This window comes from Dyadobacter ginsengisoli DSM 21015, from assembly GCF_059568735.1.
The window spans coordinates 604,309-624,474 of the sequence record NZ_JCANTY010000007.1 but is presented as its reverse complement, the minus strand read 5'-3'; the positions used below and the strand labels follow the sequence as shown (position 1 = coordinate 624,474).

Annotated in this window: 21 protein-coding genes; 12 read left to right on the top strand and 9 right to left on the bottom strand. The window is 48.0% G+C overall.

Features of this window, described 5'->3' with window-relative positions; all coding sequences use genetic code 11:
* Positions 1-41: 41 nt before the first annotated feature.
* A complete protein-coding gene (locus BP71_RS27500) occupies positions 42-1,376 on the bottom strand; it encodes an APC family permease (RefSeq protein WP_496384780.1) in 1,335 nt (444 codons plus the stop codon).
* Between the two features lie 104 nt (positions 1,377-1,480).
* Between BP71_RS27500 and BP71_RS27495 the strand changes: the two genes are divergently transcribed.
* From BP71_RS27495 to BP71_RS27475, 5 genes are all read left to right on the top strand, one after another.
* Positions 1,481-2,605, top strand: coding sequence for a sensor histidine kinase (locus BP71_RS27495; protein ID WP_496384779.1), 1,125 nt, complete (start codon positions 1,481-1,483; stop codon positions 2,603-2,605).
* Positions 2,602-3,297: a LytR/AlgR family response regulator transcription factor gene (locus tag BP71_RS27490; RefSeq protein WP_496384778.1), complete on the top strand. Its 696-nt coding sequence runs from the start codon at positions 2,602-2,604 to the stop codon at positions 3,295-3,297. The genes BP71_RS27495 and BP71_RS27490 overlap by 4 nt, the downstream gene beginning before the upstream one ends.
* Positions 3,298-3,421: 124 nt before the next feature.
* A complete protein-coding gene (locus tag BP71_RS27485; RefSeq protein WP_496384777.1) occupies positions 3,422-4,138 on the top strand; it encodes a dioxygenase family protein in 717 nt (238 codons plus the stop codon).
* Positions 4,139-4,227: 89 nt separating this feature from the next.
* Positions 4,228-4,755 (top strand): hypothetical protein, encoded by a 528-nt coding sequence (locus tag BP71_RS27480; RefSeq protein ID WP_496384776.1) that lies wholly within the window; start codon positions 4,228-4,230, stop codon positions 4,753-4,755.
* Between the two features lie 3 nt (positions 4,756-4,758).
* Entirely contained in the window at positions 4,759-5,454 is a 696-nt protein-coding gene (locus tag BP71_RS27475; protein WP_496384775.1) for a pirin family protein, read from the top strand.
* Positions 5,455-5,459: 5 nt separating this feature from the next.
* Here the strand turns inward: BP71_RS27475 and BP71_RS27470 are convergent, their stop codons facing one another.
* The 3 genes from BP71_RS27470 to atpD form a co-directional block, all read right to left on the bottom strand.
* Positions 5,460-6,008 (bottom strand): type II toxin-antitoxin system VapC family toxin, encoded by a 549-nt coding sequence (locus BP71_RS27470; RefSeq protein WP_496384774.1) that lies wholly within the window; start codon positions 6,006-6,008, stop codon positions 5,460-5,462.
* A gap of 165 nt (positions 6,009-6,173) precedes the next feature.
* A complete protein-coding gene (gene atpC, locus BP71_RS27465; RefSeq protein WP_496384773.1) occupies positions 6,174-6,416 on the bottom strand; it encodes an ATP synthase F1 subunit epsilon in 243 nt (80 codons plus the stop codon).
* 102 nt (positions 6,417-6,518) lie between these two features.
* Complete coding sequence (atpD, locus tag BP71_RS27460) at positions 6,519-8,033, bottom strand: F0F1 ATP synthase subunit beta (RefSeq protein ID WP_496384772.1); 1,515 nt, start codon at positions 8,031-8,033, stop codon at positions 6,519-6,521.
* Between the two features lie 273 nt (positions 8,034-8,306).
* Between atpD and BP71_RS27455 the strand changes: the two genes are divergently transcribed.
* The 6 genes from BP71_RS27455 (at position 8,307) to BP71_RS27430 (ending at position 14,798) form a co-directional block, all read left to right on the top strand.
* Entirely contained in the window at positions 8,307-10,967 is a 2,661-nt protein-coding gene (locus BP71_RS27455) for a tetratricopeptide repeat protein (protein ID WP_496384771.1), read from the top strand.
* Positions 10,968-11,007: 40 nt separating this feature from the next.
* The gene (locus BP71_RS27450; protein WP_496384770.1) at positions 11,008-11,463 is read left to right on the top strand and encodes a hypothetical protein; all 456 of its coding nucleotides are present in this window, start codon (positions 11,008-11,010) and stop codon (positions 11,461-11,463) included.
* Positions 11,464-11,496: 33 nt separating this feature from the next.
* Positions 11,497-12,207, top strand: coding sequence for an ABC transporter ATP-binding protein (locus BP71_RS27445; protein ID WP_496384769.1), 711 nt, complete (start codon positions 11,497-11,499; stop codon positions 12,205-12,207).
* Positions 12,208-12,416: 209 nt separating this feature from the next.
* Entirely contained in the window at positions 12,417-13,139 is a 723-nt protein-coding gene (locus BP71_RS27440; RefSeq protein ID WP_496384768.1) for an RluA family pseudouridine synthase, read from the top strand.
* A gap of 73 nt (positions 13,140-13,212) precedes the next feature.
* The gene (locus BP71_RS27435) at positions 13,213-13,947 is read left to right on the top strand and encodes a hypothetical protein (protein WP_496384767.1); all 735 of its coding nucleotides are present in this window, start codon (positions 13,213-13,215) and stop codon (positions 13,945-13,947) included.
* Positions 13,948-14,003: 56 nt separating this feature from the next.
* Entirely contained in the window at positions 14,004-14,798 is a 795-nt protein-coding gene (locus BP71_RS27430) for a hypothetical protein (RefSeq protein WP_496384766.1), read from the top strand.
* 69 nt (positions 14,799-14,867) lie between these two features.
* Here the strand turns inward: BP71_RS27430 and BP71_RS27425 are convergent, their stop codons facing one another.
* Both BP71_RS27425 and msrA read right to left on the bottom strand, forming a co-directional pair.
* The gene (locus BP71_RS27425; protein WP_496384765.1) at positions 14,868-15,398 is read right to left on the bottom strand and encodes a hypothetical protein; all 531 of its coding nucleotides are present in this window, start codon (positions 15,396-15,398) and stop codon (positions 14,868-14,870) included.
* Positions 15,399-15,538: 140 nt separating this feature from the next.
* Complete coding sequence (gene msrA / locus BP71_RS27420) at positions 15,539-16,132, bottom strand: peptide-methionine (S)-S-oxide reductase MsrA (RefSeq protein WP_496384764.1); 594 nt, start codon at positions 16,130-16,132, stop codon at positions 15,539-15,541.
* Positions 16,133-16,377: 245 nt separating this feature from the next.
* On the opposite strand from msrA, the gene BP71_RS27415 reads away from it, so the two are divergent.
* Positions 16,378-16,923: a CopD family protein gene (locus BP71_RS27415; RefSeq protein WP_496384763.1), complete on the top strand. Its 546-nt coding sequence runs from the start codon at positions 16,378-16,380 to the stop codon at positions 16,921-16,923.
* A 130-nt stretch (positions 16,924-17,053) separates the two neighbouring features.
* Here the strand turns inward: BP71_RS27415 and BP71_RS27410 are convergent, their stop codons facing one another.
* The 3 genes from BP71_RS27410 to BP71_RS27400 form a co-directional block, all read right to left on the bottom strand.
* A complete protein-coding gene (locus BP71_RS27410; protein ID WP_496384762.1) occupies positions 17,054-18,322 on the bottom strand; it encodes a M56 family metallopeptidase in 1,269 nt (422 codons plus the stop codon).
* 5 nt (positions 18,323-18,327) lie between these two features.
* Positions 18,328-18,699, bottom strand: a complete 372-nt coding sequence (locus tag BP71_RS27405) for a BlaI/MecI/CopY family transcriptional regulator (RefSeq protein WP_496384761.1) — start codon at positions 18,697-18,699, stop codon at positions 18,328-18,330.
* A gap of 93 nt (positions 18,700-18,792) precedes the next feature.
* Positions 18,793-20,031: a hypothetical protein gene (locus BP71_RS27400; protein ID WP_496384760.1), complete on the bottom strand. Its 1,239-nt coding sequence runs from the start codon at positions 20,029-20,031 to the stop codon at positions 18,793-18,795.
* Positions 20,032-20,166 lie beyond the last annotated feature (135 nt).

Below are 20,166 nucleotides of genomic sequence, written 5' to 3'. Positions count from 1 at the left end.
TTTTATATGCAATTTAATTAAAAAAGAATTGCCGTGTAGTTTTACTGATTGAGCTTTCTCACGAGCAGAAATGCGGGGTAGCTGATAATCAGGAAAAGCAAGGCATACTTGCTTCCCGACAGATCCTGTACCACCGCACCAATCAGGAAAGCGATGGATAGTATGAGCATTAATATGGGTAGTACAGGGTACGCCGGAACTTTCCAGGGGCGGGGCAGGAGGGGCTCTTTCCGTCTCAGGGCGAGCAGCGATGCAAAACCGGAAGTATATCCGAGTACGAAAAAGAAAGTCGCGATATCGGAAAGTTTTTCGCAGGCATCTTTTCCAATGAGGATCAGGGCAATAGCGACGGAAGATGTCACGAGCATGGCCACGGCCGGTGTGCCGCCTTTGTTGACGGTCACGCCGGATTTAAGGAAAAGGCCATCACGGCTCATCGAGTACAATACCCGCGGATTGAACAGCAGCTGGGCGTTGACGATCCCAAGAATGGAAATCATCAGGAAAAGCGTCACGATTTTTCCGGACCCGTCGCCGAAAATCAACCTTATTGCATCGGCGGCCGCGAGCTTAGAGTGGGCTAACTGATCCATGGGCAAAACATACAGAATGGCCATGTTGCAGAGCATATATATGGCGATGATTACCAGAACGCCACCGATCATGGATTTAGGCAGGTTTTTAGACGGATCGCGATCCTCTTCCGAAAAATATGCCGCGGTGTGCCAGCCGTCATAGGTGTAGAAGATAGCTTGCAGGGAAAAGACTACGGGGGCAATCCAGGAGCCGGTTTCGATAATTTTGCTCGTGGTAATCCGGGCCTCCTCGGCACTCACTTCATCGCCATAGAGATAGCAAATGCCAACAAACAGGAAAAGACCGACTCCTTTCAGCAGGCTCATGATGTTTTGGAAACTACTCGCCAATGCGAGCCCGATCCAGTGGATCGCTGTCAGTACCAGCAATATTGCGGCGGCTACATAAGGCTCATAGCCGTTCAGGGAAGGGATCAGAAGGGCCAAATATTCGCTCATGGTGTATACGCCAAAACCCAGCGCAGAACAGGTACCCAGCCAGCTGTTGATACCCACGACAAATCCGGCGTAGTTCCCGAACGCGCGCTGCGCATATACGTACCATGCGCCTGCCCGCGGAACCGAGGTCCCCAGCTCAATGGTACAGAGAGTGCCGAGGAATGCGTACAGGCTTACAGCGACCCATAAGGCCATGATCAGCCATGCATCTCCCAACTGAGCGGCAATAGGGCCAGGTTTTCGTAAAATGCCGGTTCCAATAGTGCCGCCGACCGTAACGGCAATGCCGAAGCCGACGCCCAGAATTTTAAAAAGTTCGTTTCGGGTAGCAGGTTGCTGCATAGGAAGTGAAAATGTGCTTTTCGAAAATAGGAAAGTTTTTCTGAATGTAACTCCTATATTCGTCATCAAATACTTGCGTACCCACAATCTGCTTTACAACGACCATGTTTCGGGCTAAGAACCTTTGGATCATTCACTTGCTGGGCTGGGTGTTGTTTATGAGCTTGCCGCTGACCATCGTGTCGAGGGAGGCCAGCGCCGGCTTTGAGGTTCTTGTGCTGCGTTCCTGGTCATTCTGGCTCTTCTTTCTGATCTACTCGGCGCTGTTCTACGTCAATTTGCTGGTACTGATACCACAATTGTTTCTGAAACAGCGATATGTGTTGTACGGAGGTATTTTTATTGCATTGTTTGCGCTTACGTTCTTTTTTCAGCCTTTTGAGAAGTTGATATTCAGGAAGTTCCATCAGGGGCAAATGCAGGAGCGCGAACTCCCGCCGACTCCTCCGTTCGGAATGGAGCGTGGAGACCGGCCTCCGATACCTCCACCACCCATTTTCGACCGATCGCAAAGCCGCAGGGAGGCACCGCACCGCGCAGTGGATTTTGTGAGCCTTACGCTGTTTATTGTCGTGTGGGTGATCGCAATGGCCATACGTATTTCCGAACAATGGAGGCAATCCGAGCGCCGTGCGATCCTCTCGGAAGCAGAAAAAGCACACGCGGAGCTCTCTTTTTTCAAAGCGCAGATCAATCCTCATTTTCTTTTCAATACGCTGAACAATATTTATGCTTTGGCGGTCAGCAACAGTGGCCATACTGCGCCAAGTATCCTGAAATTGTCACAGATGATGCGTTATATTACCGAGGAGGCAATGGAAAATTATGTTCCGTTGGAAGATGAGCTTGCCTGCCTTGAAAATTATGTTGAATTGCAAAAGCTGAGGCTGAATGCGAAAACAACACTTGATTTTGAGCTAAAAGGAAACCCGGAAGGGATTAAAATCGCACCATTGATCCTGATGACTTTTGTGGAGAATGCGTTTAAATATGGTGTAAGCAATCACCGGGAGTCCGTGATCCGCATTGTGGTGAAAGTGGTTGAAAAGGAGATATTGTTTTTTTGCCAGAACAGGATCATCGAACGAAGAACGGATGAGGAGCGCACCGGTGTAGGTATCGTGAATACGCAAAAGCGCCTGGATTTTCTTTATACGGGGCTTTACAACCTCGATATCCGGAACGATGGGGAGACATTTACCGTGAATTTAAAGCTGACAGGACAATGAAATGTGTCGTGATCGATGACGAGCCGCTGGCATTGCGTATCCTGGAAAAATACATCGGATCGTATCCTGTGCTGGAATTGCGGGGTATTTTCGATGATGCGGTGGAAGGTGGCCGTTTCCTGAAATCCAATCCGGTGGACCTGCTTTTTATTGATATCAATATGCCCGATTTGTCGGGCCTGGAACTGGTTTCCCGGCTGGAAATACGTCCGATGGTCATTTTCACGACGGCATATAAAAAATTTGCTTACGAAGGGTTCGAACTGGAGGCCCTGGATTATCTCCTGAAACCGATCACGATTGAACGTTTCGAAAAGGCGGTGCAAAAAGCAACCGAACGATTTGAATTAAAAAAGGTGAAGCAGGGTGAGGGTGCTGAGTCTATCGTGGTGCGTTCGGAATATAAGGCCATTAAAATTGCGTTGAATGATATTGCCTTTATCGAAGGGATGGAGGATTATATCAAAATCCATCTATTGGGTTCCAGACACCCCGTCCTGACGCTCATGTCGCTGAAAGGTATCCTTGAAAATCTGCCGGATCATGGATTTAGCCGTATACACCGGAGCTATATCGTTCCCAATGCGCAGGTTAAATCCATTCAGAATAAGAAGGTTATGCTACTTTCGGGGGTAGAGCTACCGGTCAGTGACAGCTATCTGGATTTCATTGAAAAGTGGAAAAGCCAATAGTTTTTCCAATGGTTCGGCCCATTCACCGGTAAAACCGGGCCATTGACCGATACATTGGCGGCACTGCGCAACAAAGAAGATGAGGAATACGATAATGTATTTAAACTCACAGAACTGTTGCATTATGGAACGCAAGGAATTTTTAAAAAGGGGATTTTCAGCATTGGGCCTGGCGACGATCGTACCGATGATCAGCTGCTCGAACGACAGCGTGGACCCCGTCGAAACCTCAACTGATACAACCGGCTCTACCTCCGGTACTTGTACTACCACAGCATCCGAAACAGAAGGTCCGTTTCCAACCAAATCGCCTGCGAGCCTGGTTACAAACGACATCACTTCGGACAGACAGGGGACAAAACTGACGGTCAAGATTACGATTCAAAACAAAAACAATAGCTGTGCCACATTGGCGGGGGCTTTGGTGGATATCTGGCATTGCGATGCGGCCGGAAACTACTCCGAATATGGCGGTACCGGCATGCAGTCTACCAACTACACGGCGGTGCACTTCCTGCGGGGCAGGCAAACAACCGATGCCAACGGTCTCGTCACATTCACGAGCATTTATCCAGGCTGGTACTCGGGCCGTGCACCGCACATTCATGTACACGTATATAATGCGAGCGGGAAATCGCTGCTCGTCACCCAGATCGCATTTCCGGAAGACGTCAGTAAAGTGGTATATGCGCAGGGGGTGTATGCAAGCCATGGACAAGCGGATACGACCAACGCAAAGGATAATGTATTCGGAGACGGCGTTTCTACCGAAATGTCAACAGTCACGGGCAGCGCTTCCGCAGGGTATGAATTGACGCACACGATTGTTGTAAGTGCGTAAACAAGTTTGTATCGGCTTTCGGCCATCGATTTGTTCTAAGCGTTTTTATGACATTAAGAGAACGACGACAGCCGACTTGCGCCATAACTATGAAAATGATCCGACTTTGTTATCGCAAAATCATTGATGCTGAATCCCGCAAAGCTTGGGATAAGGCGGTGTTTGATGATACGCATATGGAATTTTACATGCAGGCGCAGCGGATGGATCCGGACGGGAAATATCCGACTTTTCAGGAGCTGTCGGAGCATATTCCGCGGGCTGACCAACTGCATTACCTGACGAGTACGGCTGCCATGGGTTATATACAACAGCTTGGAGATGTGATTCCGGACATAGCGAATGCTTACGGCAAGTTATGCCTGCCATTCAAAAATTTCAGATTTGAGATCATCCAATCGCATATCGAAAATAAGTCGCATCATCGTGTGGCGATCTGGTTTTATAGCGAACCGCTTATATGGCTAGAAACGGTCGGGGAGAGGCTCCTGGTTTCGTACCAGACGACGGATGACGTCTCCAATGGAAAGGAGCTGGAAACGGACATGATACTACTAATTCCCTTTTTAAGCATTTCCCATTTTACTTTTCGGGAAAACCCACCCGACAAAGCTTAACCTATGCTGACACAGACAGATGCGCGGATCTACCTCGCCGGATTGCGGGGCCAGTTTCAGACGGGAGGTTTCCGTAGTTTCAGGACCTTCAATTTCGAGGAATACAATGCAGTCGGGCGGGAGCCGTTTGGAGGCCTGCTGGCATTCAACGATGAGACTTTGTTACCTGAATGTGAAAACACTTTTGGGACGGATACAGCCTGTCAGGTGATATTGCTGCCGATGATCGGAGCCATTGAGGTAACAGGTGCGGGTCGGGAACCAGAGTTTGCCAACTCCGGCGAAGTTTTATCCCTGTTTTTAAATCCGGGCGAGACATTCCGGATTGGCAATCCCTATGCGGGGGAGGCGGTTAACTATTTGCAGATCAGGATCAGGGACGAAAGAAATATACGCGCCCCATATGTCAATGCTTCATTTGATCTTTCTGTTCATAATACGCTGCTGCCCCTGCCTGGGATTCCCGGAAACCCCGCTCATTTTTTCATCGGAAAGTACGGAGGCCGGCAAGAAGGCATTTTTACAAGTGGGGCCGCCGGATGCAGCGCATTTGTCTTCGTGATCGAGGGAGCGTTTGAAGTACAGGATCGCCTGCTCGAAAAACACGATGGCCTTGCCTTGCACCACACACGGGAAATCGAATTTGAAGCGCTTTCAAATGATGCGATTATTCTGTTTTTCAGCTTAACAAAAATATGATTTTGCTAAGACTGATATCGCACGAATACTTGTTCTTTCACTATTTCAAATTGCTTGTCTGTGGAAAGTAGAGGTGTGCTGAGGAACATGGCGGTGGCTGCGACGACGGCGTGAGTTAATTTCAGGTTATACTGTCGTTGGATATAGATGGTGAGCTCCTTAATGGCGGAATCAGCATCCACAATAGTGCATTCGGCAAGGAACATTTCGACCCAACGCTGTTCGTCTTCAGATATATCCGAGCAGGCCCTCAATTCGAGTTCGCTCAAAAAAGACAGGTAAACCTCCGTGTCCTGTAATAATTTGCCCAGGTCGGAGTCTCCTTGAAAAAGGAGGATAGCGATATTGGTATCAATCAGGATTTTGCTTCCGTTCATCCCACATTCGATTCTTTGTTCCCCAGGGTTCTGATTTTGATTCAGCACTCCCACATATTTCCTCGCATTGAGCCTTTTTCCCTTGTCAGCTGATCGAGAAGCAGGAAAGAGTTTGGCCCAGTCGGCAGCTGGGAAAATATCAGCAAAGCTTTGCCCTCTTTTTAGTGTCAGCGTCATGGTATTTCTGAAATTTTGACACGAACCTAACGATAAGAAGATGTTCAGAACCGTTGTAATGATCCCGGAATCTCATTTGGTTATTTCACGGCGGAGCGGACCTTCGGTCATTAAAAAAGCGGATACCGTTTTCACAGCATCCGCTTTTTGCAATAGTTATATTTCTTAAAGAACGGCTTCGGCGAGAACCAATACCTTGTTGTTCAGTACTTCCACAACACCACCATCGATCAGGTAGTTTTGTTTGGTTGCACCGGTATCGACAACCACGTCGCCTTTGCCCAGCGTGCTTACCAACGGCGCATGACGGTTCAAGACCTGAAACTGTCCTTCGGTACCCGGTAATGTAACGGCAGTTGCCTCTCCGGCAAATACCTTTTTATCTGGGGTAATGATTTCTAAATGCATGATTCGAAGTTTATGAGTCTATGAGTTTATAAGTCCATGAGTTTAAGGGTGTTTGAACCGCGCGGCGGCCGCTCATAAACTTTGAACTTTAAACTCCACAACTTATCTGCTTGCTTCCGCCAGCATTTTTTCTCCTTTTGCCTGAGCGTCTTCGATGGTTCCAACCAGGTTGAAAGCCATTTCAGGAAGATGGTCATAAGCACCATCCATGATCAGGTTAAATCCTTTGATCGTATCGTTGATGTCAACCAAAGTTCCTTTCAAACCGGTGAACTGTTCAGCAACGAAGAAAGGCTGTGACAGGAAGCGTTCTACACGACGAGCGCGGGATACAACCAGCTTGTCTTCATCGGAAAGTTCTTCCATCCCAAGGATCGCGATGATGTCCTGCAATTCTTTGTAACGCTGAAGAATGTTTTTCACGCGCTGTGCACAGTCGTAATGCGCTGCACCGAGTGTTTCTGCATTCAGGATACGTGAAGCGGAGTCAAGTGGATCCACCGCAGGATAGATACCTTTTTCAGATACCTTACGGCTCAATACCGTAGTGGCGTCCAAGTGAGCAAAAGTGGTTGCAGGTGCAGGGTCAGTCAAGTCATCCGCAGGTACGTAAACCGCCTGTACGGAAGTGATTGAACCGCGTTTGGTAGAGGTAATGCGCTCCTGCATCTGACCCATTTCAGTGGCCAGCGTAGGCTGGTAACCTACCGCAGATGGCATACGTCCCAAAAGAGCGGATACCTCAGAACCTGCCTGGGTGAAACGGAAAATGTTATCGATAAAGAAAAGAATGTCGCGGCCTTGTCCTTCGCCCTCTCCGTCACGGAAATACTCGGCCATCGTCAAACCTGACAAAGCCACACGCGCACGTGCGCCAGGAGGCTCGTTCATCTGGCCGAACACGAATGTTGCCTGCGAATCTTTCAGTGTATTGTAATCTACTTTCGAGATATCCCAGCCGCCTTCTTCCATGCTGTGCTTGAATTCCTCGCCATATTTGATGATACCCGCTTCGATCATCTCACGCATCAGGTCATTACCTTCACGTGTACGCTCACCCACACCGGCGAATACCGAAAGACCGGAATATGCTTTTGCGATGTTGTTGATCAATTCCTGGATCAATACGGTTTTACCTACACCCGCACCACCGAACAAACCGATCTTACCACCTTTTACATAAGGAGCAAGGAGGTCGATTACCTTGATACCCGTGAAAAGTACTTCGGTGGCAGTTGCCAGCTCTTCGAATTTCGGAGCTGAGCGGTGAATGGAAATACCGTTTGAAGTATCAAGGGGTTTAAGACCGTCAATCGCTTCACCGATTACGTTGAAGAGACGTCCTTTGATACCTTCGCCGATTGGCATTTTGATAGGTGAGCCAAGCGGAGTAACCTTCATGCCGCGTTGCATACCTTCTGTACTATCCATCGCGATAGTACGGATACGATCTTCACCAAGGTGCTGCTGACATTCAAGAACAACTTTCTGACCGTTTGGTTTGATGACTTCCAACGCATCCAGGATCGACGGGATAAGTCCGCTGTCCTCGAATGATACGTCTACAACCGGGCCAATTACCTGCGTAATTTTTCCTACGTTTGCTGCGTTTGCCATTATATAATTTTGATTATCTCGGATGAGGTTTTTTTCAGACCGCAAAAGTAGGAGATAATTTGGTCAGTACCAATAGTTGACAAAGTGAATTATTGGATATTTTTTAGAAAATCGCCCATTTTTTCCGAAAACTGTGTTTAATATTCCCGGAAATTGGATTGCAAGGCTATTTGGAGGGAACTTTTTGTGAATATTTTGACAATAACAGGTTCGGCAATCCATCTAATTCCAATCTTCGCGTCGCAAACAGCGCAATAGTTTTAAATAAAACCTATGAATGAATTTTTCTTCTGGAAGGTGTGGTCGGCGTCCGAACGGCGAATGACGCTTGCGGCACTCCTGGCCCTCTCTCTTGCATTGCTATTTTTTGTCATTTATTGTCTCGATCCGCTCGGTAATGTCGTGCGGTGGAATGTAGTAAGTGAGCTTTCGGAGGTCAATGCGGTGGTGGATATCTTGCAACTGGGGCAATGGCAATACGGGATCACCACTCCCTCACATCTGGTGACGGAAACCTTTATGTCGTCCGTGATGGAGATCAACCCGCTTATGGTGAACTTGTTCTGGGCGGGAGCTTTGATTGGCCTGTCGCTGATCCTGGCTGCTCTGACAACCATTCCGAGGTTCTGGTACCTGGCAGGCATGGTACTCTTTATTTTGTTCCTTGCATTTGCCCGTCTCGAAATGCTTCATGTTTTCGGGGCCGAGAACAGGGTTTTGTTTCTGGCAGCAACGGTGTTGTATGGGGGTATTACCTATTACTTTCATGCATTCCGGCCCGATCTGGGGATCAGTGTGCGCATTTTGGGTGTGTCCGCGGTTTCCCTGATTATGGTTTTACTGGTGGTATCCGGAAGTACCGTGTCGTTACCTGCCTTTACTGCGGCAGTATATTCCTTCCCGATCTGGCTGGCAATTACCGTCGTTTTTCTATTGGTTTCCGCAACTGAAATTATGGCCGGACTGGTTTGGCTGAGCACCAGCGGACAAGCGGGTAGAGGACGGTCCGGACTGGTGCAATTCGTTGTTGTAAGTGTGCTATACCTTTTATTATTGTTGCTTATCTACCTTCAGAATACCAGGCAGATAGACTGGAACATGACATTGATCAGCCCGGTGTTTCTGGCGCTTGCCTCCGGTATATTAGGAATATGGGGATTTAAAAGGCGGGCGGATTCGACGGAGGGAGTTATGCCGTTTCGTAGCGCGGGTTTCTGGTTCTATCTGGGCCTTTTTATCGTGGCAGCTTCTTTTGCAGCATTTGTTGCGGGTACTGCCAACGATCCTGTTTTGGAAACGCTCGAAGATGTGACTGTACAGGGGCAGCTGGCAATGGGTCTGCTGTTCCTGTTTTATGTATTGGTCAATTTTTATGAGGTATTTCAACAGAAACTGGCTGTTTATAAAGTACTATACAAACCGCTCCGTTTTGGGTTGACGCAAACCAGGCTATTCGGTTTCGCGGGTGTGGTAGTCTTATTCTCGATTCAGAGACTGCTGCCTGTCAACCAGGCCATCGCGGGATATTTCAACGGACTGGGGGACCTCCACAGTGAAACACAGGAGTTTGCCCTGGCGGAACAGTACTATAAGCTGGCACTGCAACAGGAATTTCAGAACCATAAATCGAATTATGCATTGGCCTCGCTCGCATTGAAACAGGGGGACCGGAACGCGGCGGCATTCTATTTCAGGCAGGCATTGCTGAAAAACCCTTCCCCGCAGGCGTATGCAGGGCTGGGTGCCATACTGACACAGGAAAACCTCTTTTTTGACGCCGTCTACAGTCTGCAGGAGGGTATCCGCCGTTTTCCCCGCAATGGTGAGCTTCTTAACAATCTGGGCATGCTGTATTCCAGGACCAATGTTGCAGATTCGGCTTACTATTACCTGGAAAGGGCGAAGGCTGGTGCGACCCGGCCTGAAATCCCTGCCACGAACCTGCTGGCCATTCTGGCTAAAAGTACAGACGCAGGCCTGCTCGACTCGCTCGCAACGGATACCGAAAAGCAAACCTATCTTTCATGGCAGGCGAACTGGTTGGCGGTGCAAAATCTGAGGCAGCACTTTTCCAAAGAGGCTTTTGACAAACAGGTTGTTCCAACGGACTCTCTGCTGAGTGTCTCGTCTTTCTCCTATTTGCTCAACTATGCGACGAACCAGGCGCGCCATGACAGCACTCCTGCCGCTCTGCTGCCGAAACTGGCAGCAAAGAACCCGGTATTGTCGCAGGATTTATCTTTGGCAGCGTTGTACGCAGAATTTTATAGTGGCAATAAGCTGAAAGCACTGGAAACATTGTCGGGGTGGGCAGCAGAAGAGGGAGAAAAAAGCGATTTATATCACAAAATATTAGGACATTGGCTTTTGCAGCTAGGCCTGTATGATAAGGCCATAGAATCTTTGTCTGTCGTGGAAGGTATTGAAGGAACGATAGGTATGGCCGTCGCCAATGCGTTATCCGACAAAAAGGAAGTGGCCGTGGTAATGCTCGACAAGATCCAGAGCCAGGAGAAAAGCGAGGCGATCGAGCAGCTGAAACAGACGTTGTTTTCGGGGGTAAAACCTAAATCCAGTTCTGATTCGCTATTTTCAATGGTTTCAAAAACACCTTCGGAAGCAAATTTCGAAAGGGCGTTGAATGCAAATCCATTCGATGCGCGGATTGTGTCGGCGGCTTCGGAATTTTACAGAGGGAAAAAGCAGGTTAAACAGGCTTACAAAAAGGTTCTGGACGCATTGCGCTACAATGAATATGCGTCCGAACTTTGGGAGCAATATGCTTTTCTAAGCCTGGAACAAGGGTTGCTGGGACAGGCGGCCGAGGGCGAAGAAAAGGTAAAACAATACGCATTACCTGCCGGTTATCAGCGATTTCTGGCGCGCTATCAGCCGATGCGGGCACTTATCGAAAAACAAAGGGCGGAATTTTGATGATTTAATATTTTAGCCATCTCAAAATTATACTTCATCAATGACGGCTTTGTCCTGGAAATCCAATTTCAATGAAACGGAATGCCGGATTTTCCGGGGTAAAGTCATTGCCGGCATTTTGAAAACATCCTTTTGGAAAAATGACGGCCAAGGCGAACTTGACGGCCATATGCTCAGGTTTAAAACCAAAGGTCTTTTCAAACGGCACACAGAAATACGCGACATTGAAGGTGCCAGGATCCTTGGGAGCATCGATTACAACCTTTTAGGAAGTTCCGCCCGGATCGTTTACAATGAAATGCATTACCAATGGCGGTTCGAGTCGTGGATACGACGAAAGTGGCTTGTAAGTAATGGAAAAGAGGAGGTTTTGTTTGAGCCCACCGGATTCTGGAAAAGAGAAGGGCGCTTCACTAATGAAGAGATACCGCCGCCGATCATCCTGGCTTCATTCTTTGTGCAAGCTTATTTTAGAAAAATTTCCGCTGCATCGTGAACATTCACATTCCCAACCGAAAAACTTCTCTTCATGAAAATCATAGAAACCACTGAAATCGCCAAGCGCTACGTTATGGGCAGTGAGATTATCCAGGCACTCAAATCCGTAACGATTTCGGTTAATAAAGGGGAGTATGTAGCCTTCATGGGGCCGTCAGGCTCAGGAAAATCCACAATGATGAACATCATCGGCTGCCTGGATACACCTACCACGGGCAGATATATCCTGAACAACAAGGATGTGAGTGATATGACGGAGAATGAGCTGGCAGAGATCCGTAACAAGGAGATCGGGTTCGTATTCCAGACTTTCAACCTGCTGCCCAGAATGTCGTCGCTGGATAATGTTGCATTGCCACTCATTTATGCGGGATTGAGCAAGTCGGACCGGACGGAAAAAGCGATGCTGTCGCTTAAAAACGTAGGACTTGAAAACCGGGCGGGCCACAAGCCCAACGAACTTTCGGGCGGGCAACGCCAGCGGGTTGCGATTGCGCGTGCGCTCGTGAACGACCCGAGTATTTTGCTGGCAGATGAGCCGACAGGTAACCTGGATTCTAAAACTTCCTACGAGATCATGGATCTGTTCGATCAGTTGTACAGTAAGGGAAATACGATCGTGATGGTGACCCATGAAGAGGACATCGCGCACTATGCGCACCGGATCGTGCGTCTGCGGGACGGGCTGGTCGAGTCCGACACGATCAACCCGAATCCTACGAAGGTGAGCGCATTGGTTTGATGTCGGTGGATTGATTCATACTAGCGTGTCGTTTATCATGGACACGATCGCGGGTTGATAGTTGAAATGGTCAAATTGGCAGAGCGTAAAGAAGTTTACAGAAACAAATAGTATAGTTATCTTTGTTGCGGATAGAGGCCAACGGCCGAGCTAATCCGGATGAATGGCCGAATGAGGCGCATCATCCGGATTATTTTTATGGAAACATTATGAAAATCAATTTTAAAGACATCATACTATTTGAGGACGAAGACTTTTTGCTGGTCAATAAGCCACCTCACCTGGCTACGCTCGACGAACGTACGGCAGACCGGGGAGGGAGCGTGCTAAGACTTGCAAAGGAGTACAATCCCGAGCTACAGGCGGCACACCGGTTGGACAAAGAAACTTCGGGTGCATTGGCATTTGCGAAAAATCCTGCGGCTTACCGGCACCTGGCCATGCAGTTCGAGCATAGGGAAGTGACAAAACGGTACCACGCTGTTGCAAATGGGATCCATGACCTGGAAAATATTTCAGTATACCTGCCGATTTTGCCACTAAAAAATGGCACAGCCGTAAAGATCGACAGGGCGGAGGGAAAAGAAGCGGAAACAATTTTTAATACGCTTCAGGTTTACCGGGGTTACACTTTAGTGGAATGTATCCCCATAACCGGGCGCATGCACCAGATCAGAATCCACCTGTCGTGCCTGAAAGCGCCTATCGTCTGTGATCCGCAGTATGGAGGGAAGGAAATTTATCTGTCTAGCCTGAAACGGAAGTTTAATTTGAAAAAAGATACGGAAGAACAGCCTCTTATTCAGCGTGTTGCGCTGCACGCGCGGTCGCTTTCATTTGCAGTAATGAACGGAGATCCTATACGTATTGAGGCTCCCTATCCGAAGGATTTTGAAGTATTGGTGAGGCAGCTCAGCAAGTTTGGTGTGTGATAGCATGGTTTTTGATATTGTTTAAAGTTACATACGTTTAACCTGAACTTTTTCATTTCAAACACCTGAAACTATGCGGATACACGCATTACCAAAACAGTCGGCACTCGTACCGGTTGTCCTGGCCTTAGTACTGGCCCAGGCGGCACTGGCGCAAACCGGCCGCAAAAATGATGTCATCATCAAAAGGGACAGCTCACGGATTCAGGCGCTGATCACGCAAATGAGCTATGAAAAGATCAATTATCGGGATTTGGGAACGCCCGACAGCGCAAAAACCTACATTTACCTGGATCAGGTAGCGAGAGTCCTGCTGAAAAATGGCAAGACGATCAACGTCAAGGATTCCATTCCCGCAACACACCTGCCGCCCGACAGCGTGGGTCAATATGCGGACCTGAACAACCTGCCGGCGGATCCATTTGAAAAGAGCATTGTGATGGCCAACTCCGACCAGTTGCGGGACAAATATAAATATCATCAAGACAGGTCGATAGACGGCAAGCAGGGTGCCATCGTTTTCACTTCGGTTGCAGTAGCTACATTGGTTGCCGGTATTATAGTAGCATCCACGGGCGATAGCCCGGATAACACGACAATCGGGACATCGCTTGCCATCGCGGGGCCGGTGGTTGGTGTTACACTGGGATTGATCGGATTTAAAAACTACAAACTGCATAGACGGAAAGCAGAAAAGATAAAGGGAGAACTGGAGAGAAGAAACCAATCTCTCACCACGCTAAGAATTACGCCGCACATCGATCCGTTCAATAAGTCGGCACAGCTGGGGCTGAGGTTGTCGTTCTGATTGCGGTAAATTGATTACTTTCATGGGGTTAAATAGTCAGAACAACTCCTTCCCAAATGAAAGTAATTTTACCAAAGCTGAAAAATCAGCTTCTAGCCATGTTAATGCTATTATTGGTTACAAATGCGTATGCGCAAACGCCGCGTAAGGCCGACGTGATATTGCTTCGTGACGAGTCCAAACTGGAAGTTTTAATTCAGGAAGTGGATGATCAAGTTGTTAAATACAAGAAAATCAGCGACCCGGAAGGGCCGCTTTTTTCCGTTAAAAAGAGCGAGATCACATCGATCCGCTACGGGAACGGTGAGGTAGAAACGTTCGAGGCTACATTGGAAGTCCAGAATTACTATTCACCCACCAAGCCGTCACCCGCAACCTCGCAGGAGCCTAAGCCTGCCCGAAAAGTGACCAGCGGACCGGTGAAGCCTTCGGTACAATTTGCAGAAGACGTGCGGAGTTCGTCACCCGAGCATTTGCGCAGCATGTACAAGTACTATAAAACGCGCTCGAAAACCGGGATGATCATGGGAATTGTAGGTACCTCGGTGGGCGTTATTGTGGCAGGTATCGGCACCGGCATTGTAGTCAGCGCGATGGACGACAATGGGAATTATAAAAGCTATCAGGATGAATTGAGGGCTCGTAAAGGGGCTTATATGATGCTCGGAGGCTTTGCAGGAGCGGCTACATTCGGTACCGTTGGTTTCGTGAAAGCCGGTAAAAACGGTTCCAAAGCGAGCCGTATCCGCCGGGAGCTGACCCGTCGCGGAGAGCCCCTGACATTTAGCATCAGACCATCTTTCAATCCAATGTTATGTAGCGGAAACCTGACGTTAGCAGTCCGGTTCTGACAAGTTGAAACATAAAAAAGCGGACGTCGTATAACTCGACGCCCGCTTTTTTGAATGTTTTGGAATTTCTTAGAATTTGAATGCGATACCAGCTTTCAATGGTGAAGCATTGTAACCTACTTCTGCAAATACACCCATATTAGGCTTGAAATAATAACGGGCACCTGCAAATACACCAAAGAAAACTCCGCTTCCATAACCGTCGTTATAAGAACCTGACCAGCCATCGGGATCGCTGAATGAGGAAACACGGTAGCCGAGAGCAGGACCAGCGTACAAATCAAGATTGTCAAGTTTCAGGAAGTGCTTGCCATAGTGGTAAGAACCTCTTGCTGCAATTGTAAAGAAATTATATCTCCATTTGTAACCGACATAACCGTAGTTCCAGGTCGTAAAGTCAGCCTGACCACCCACGCTGATGAAGTCGTGGATACCACCTTCGAAAGAAGCACCTACACCGACGCCGCCGCCGCCGTAAGTACCACCGAGGTTGATACCTGCATTTAATAATTTATCTCCTTTTTCAAATTGGGCGAAAGCCTTTTCGGATGCTGCGGTAAAAAATGCGGCAACGACGATCATGAATAGAGTCTTTTTCATCGTAATAGATTAGTTATTGTGAAATAATAATGGCACAAATTAAAGCCTTTATTTCAATGCTTCAAAACTTGTGCCATTTATAGTTATTATCCGGGTACAACCATTTTATATGTGGCCCGGGTATCTTTATTTAATCCAAATCAGATGTGCTTGCGGAGCTTGTCCTTAAACACCTTTTTAAATTTATCCAGTTTGGGGGCGATCACGAACGCACAATATCCCTGCTCGGGATTGTTGGCAAAATAATTCTGGTGATAGTCCTCGGCCGGGTAAAACTTCTGAGCCTTGGTGATTTCGGTTACAATCGGGCTAGCATAAGCGCCCGATTTGTCCAGTTCGGCTTTGGCGGTTTCAGCCAGTTGCTTTTGCGCATCATTGTGATAGAAAACCACCGAGCGGTACTGGGTGCCGACATCATTGCCCTGGCGGTTCAGCGTGGTTGGGTCGTGGCTGCGGAAAAACGCTTCCAGAAGATCCGCGTAGCTGATCACTTTGGGGTCGTAGGTTACTTCCACACATTCGGCGTGGCCGGTGTTACCTGTGCAGACCGCTTTGTAGTTGGGGTTCGGGTCATGACCGCCCGAATAGCCGGAAACCACCTTTTTGACCCCGTCCAGGGATTCCATTACGGCTTCCGTACACCAGAAACACCCTGTCCCAAATGTTGCGATTTCAGTGTTCGCAGTATCGACATTAGATTCGTCCAATGCAGTTGAGGCTGTTTCTTTGTCCATTTTGCTCTTGTGTTTTTTGTCCGACTGTGCGCATGATATCACGACCATGCAACACAAAAATATAAACGTGAAAATAGGGATGGTGGTTCTCATCGTGACGATACGGGTTATTGGCTGTTTCGGTAACGATTACAATGCGAAGAAAGTTTTATCACTGTATTCGTATAATATTTACGAAATTTGAAAACCAAAAGATCGGAAACACTTCTTTAAAATTGACTGGCTGCCAGTCATTTGATTGACCCATGACTTACCTTCATTTCAAGGCCCTTCATATCATTTTCGTAGTCAGCTGGTTTGCGGGGCTCTTTTATATGCCGAGGTTGTTTGTGTACCACACAGAAGCCAACGACAAACCGAGCCCGGAGCGGGAAATCCTGATCGCACAGTTTACTAAAATGGAAAAGCTGCTCTTCAATGCGATCATGACGCCGGCGTGCTGGCTTGCCTTGTTATGCGGCTCCGCAATGCTTTACATCACGCCGGGATGGCTGGATCAGGGGTGGATGAAGCTGAAACTGGTTTTCGTGCTGGGACTGTTGGCCTACCATTCGTTTACGCGGAAGATCCTGTTGGAATTGCGGCAAGGCAAATTCAGGTTTAGTTCCTTTCAATTGAGGCTCTTCAACGAGGTGGCGACCATTTTTCTTTTCTCGATCGTTTTCCTGGTCGTTTTGAAAAACACGGTCGATTGGCTCTGGGGCGTACTGGGATTGATCGCGTTTGCGATCGTGATCATGACTGCGGTGAGGTTTGCCAAACGCATGCGGGAGAAGAAATCAGCTAGCTAATCTGTTTGACAACTAATCGCAAAGCCCTCCGGAACGGATTGTTCAGAGGGCTTCACGGAGATTTAACTCAGCATAAACATTACTAATATTTCGTTTTGTAACTAAATATTAGTTGATTCGGCAAAAAAATTTAGCGCTTTTTGTATTCATAAAACACATGGCCGGCAGACAGGACCTCATCCGCCGCGTAATGCTGCCATGCCCCGATTTCGCCGGTTTCGGATTGTTCTATCTGTAATTCGATCAGCGAAGGCCGAGCATTTTGATTGTCGCAATAAAGCTTGACCTCATTGCCGAGGCTATTGTTTTTCCAGGTACCTGTCAAATGCGCTGTGTTGCTGTCGTCATGCATTTCAAAATGGCCGTCAGCCCGGAGTTCCAGTTTGGAAAGACAGACTTTTACATCCCCGGAGCGCTCGGGAAAGTCACGAGGTGTTTTTCCGTCATTGTCATTCACGGTAATGCGGTTCATGTTCTCCCAGATACCTACGAGGTTCTTGTCGAGATACTGGGTCAGGGCGGCTTGCTGATCCAGTGCCTTTTCGCATGAAATGAACAGGAGCATCAGGGTTGCCAGTGGGACAACTGCGAGAAAGCGCAGCCGATGCGCGGCTTTGGTTGGTGTTTGATGTAACATCATAATACGAGATTTGATTTGACCATAAGAGAAATATTGAAGGGCTGAGATTTGCGCAGAAGAGGCCATGTCCACCAGCAGGTGTGTATAGCGAAATGTCCCGGCCTGGCCAGCGGCATGGGCATCGGCAATGAATTCATGATTCATCGCCACCGATTCCCGCCAGAACCGCATCAGTGGATTAAACCAGAATAATGCGCTAAGCACCCTGACCAGCAGCCAGTCGGCGGTGTGCCTTTGGCGACAATGCACGAGCTCATGCGCTACACAGATGCGCAGGGAAGCATGATCCGTTTGACGACGGCTGAGAAAAATGTAATGTAAGAAAGAAGAGGTTTGCACTTCGTCATCGACCATTACAATGAATGCATTCCCGACTTTCCTGGCCGGATATTTCCGGATCAAACGGGTGACAGAATAGATGTCGGCTACCAATTTGAACAAATGAAAACCGGCAACGGCGACGTAAATGACCCACAGGATATTTGATATGTACGCCCATTGAAATCCGGAGGAGTGGATTGTCGTATGTAGGGTAGCGGGAGTATGGCTTTCAAGATCACGCATAAGAATCCGCGCCTGAGACCAGTCGTTCGCGAAAAGAGAAAAAGGCAATATCGGGGCCACCATGCTGAAAAGCATAGCAAACAGAAGATAAAATCGGTTTGCTAAGAGAAAAGTGGTGTTTTGAAAACCAATCCTATACAATCCGATGAACGCGATCAGACAGAGATTGGCTTCAAAGAGGTAGGTGCCGGCCATGCAACTCAGGGTTTTTTAGGGTAGTAAGAGTCAATTAATTGCTTCAATTCGTCGACTTCATCGGCCTGTAATACATTTTCCTGTACCATAAACGACACGATATTCTTCGGGGAGCCCTGGAAGTAATGCTTGACCAGGTTGGAGAAAGATTTTTTCGCGTATTCCTCTTTGCTGATGGTAGGGAAGTAGACGTGCGTCTTACCGTAAGCTTTATGATCGATAAAACCTTTTTTTTCGAGAAGCCTGACAATCGAGGAAACAGTGGTATAAGGCGGCTTCGGCTCGGACATTCTTTCGATGATGTCATGCACCACGCCTTCGTTCAGATCCCACAGAATCCGCATGACATTTTCTTCGGAGTGATTTAGTTGTTCCATGTCTCAAAGTTATAACTAAAATTTAGTTATCAAACTATTTTTTAGTTAAAATTGAAGCCGGAAAATGTCTTTGCAACTGCGTTTAAGCCAGTACTAAAACGCAAAACCCAAGGCAAACCTGGAAGAGAATTGTCGTTGAGATAGCCGCAAAGGATAAGTCAGATCCATTGAAAACTGATTGAAACTGACCGCGGTATCGATATAAATATTTCGGAACAGGCGCTGCTGGAAGCCCACCGAAGCGGATGCAGCCCAATAGCGTTCATTCACGTCGTTGTGCCAGTTCCGGGTGATCCCTCTGGTATGGAAATTCGAAATTTCGGCGGCAGTGTAGAAGCCGGATAGGTTGTTGCCAGACTTGCCGAGGCGGATCTGCCGCTTTTGAAGAAAGTAATATCGCCCCTGCAATCCTACTTTCAAAGAAAAACCCTTGAAGGCTGCCTTGTCCCGATTGTATAGTTCGCCGTTGACATTGATGTCCAGAGAAAAAGGGCTATTTCCGAACCTGGCTTCCCGCGCAATGCCTGCCCGGAGCATTTGTTGCCCGACGCCAAGGCTCAACTCGGGAAATCGTAGTTTCCATTGGTTTTGTTTTTCTTCATCACAGAGCAGTACCTCGCAGAATTGGGCCGGTGTAGCCGTCCGCCAGTCGCCTAGTGCAAGCCCGACGGTCATCTGGGTTGAGAATACGAAATATTGGCGTGGAGAGCCGTCGTAGTTTTCCACACTGAATTTTCTTTTCGCGGTGTTGTCGACATAGTAAGCACCCACGGAGATATCAATATGACCGAGGTTGGAAAAGCGGCTTTGAAAGCCGGGTACCAGGCCGATAATGCGCCGGACCGGGCTGTCGGGGATGGCATTACCGAATAACATAAGCGGTTGTTCATAAGACCCGGCGAGATAGGCGCCGCTGAAGTTGTTGGCATTGAGCCCATGGCGAATTCGTTGATTCATCGTGTAGTACCACCGGACTTTGCCTCCAGCCCAATAGTTGCCGTTCCGCATTTTCGTAAACGTATTGGCGTACATACCATCCATGGCATCATTGGTTTTGACAAAAAAAGCAGCTTCCAATGATAGCACTGGCAGAAGCTTGTATTCATAACCTGCAGCAATCCCGATTCCGCGAACATCCGAAGTCGTGTACCCCGCCTTGACAATGTGCCTCGTGGGTACGCGCGTCATAAAAAATTGCCCGTATCTGTCTATGAATTTTTGTCGGACCGTCAGTGTATCCGGCTCTTCGCTGTAAGTAATGCTAAGTGTGTCCTGGCCGATAACCGGCAGACCATACGTTAGTATCAGCGACAGTAGTAGAAGGTATCTCATTGAGGAAAGACGGTAGTAAACGGCCGGTGATACAAAGAGGCATGTTTTTGTTGAAATGGTTGTATGAAAAGTGAGAAATAGAAAAGCGTTCATGGTGTGGGAGCGTGGTGTTAAAAAACCTTAACCGGGTACCAA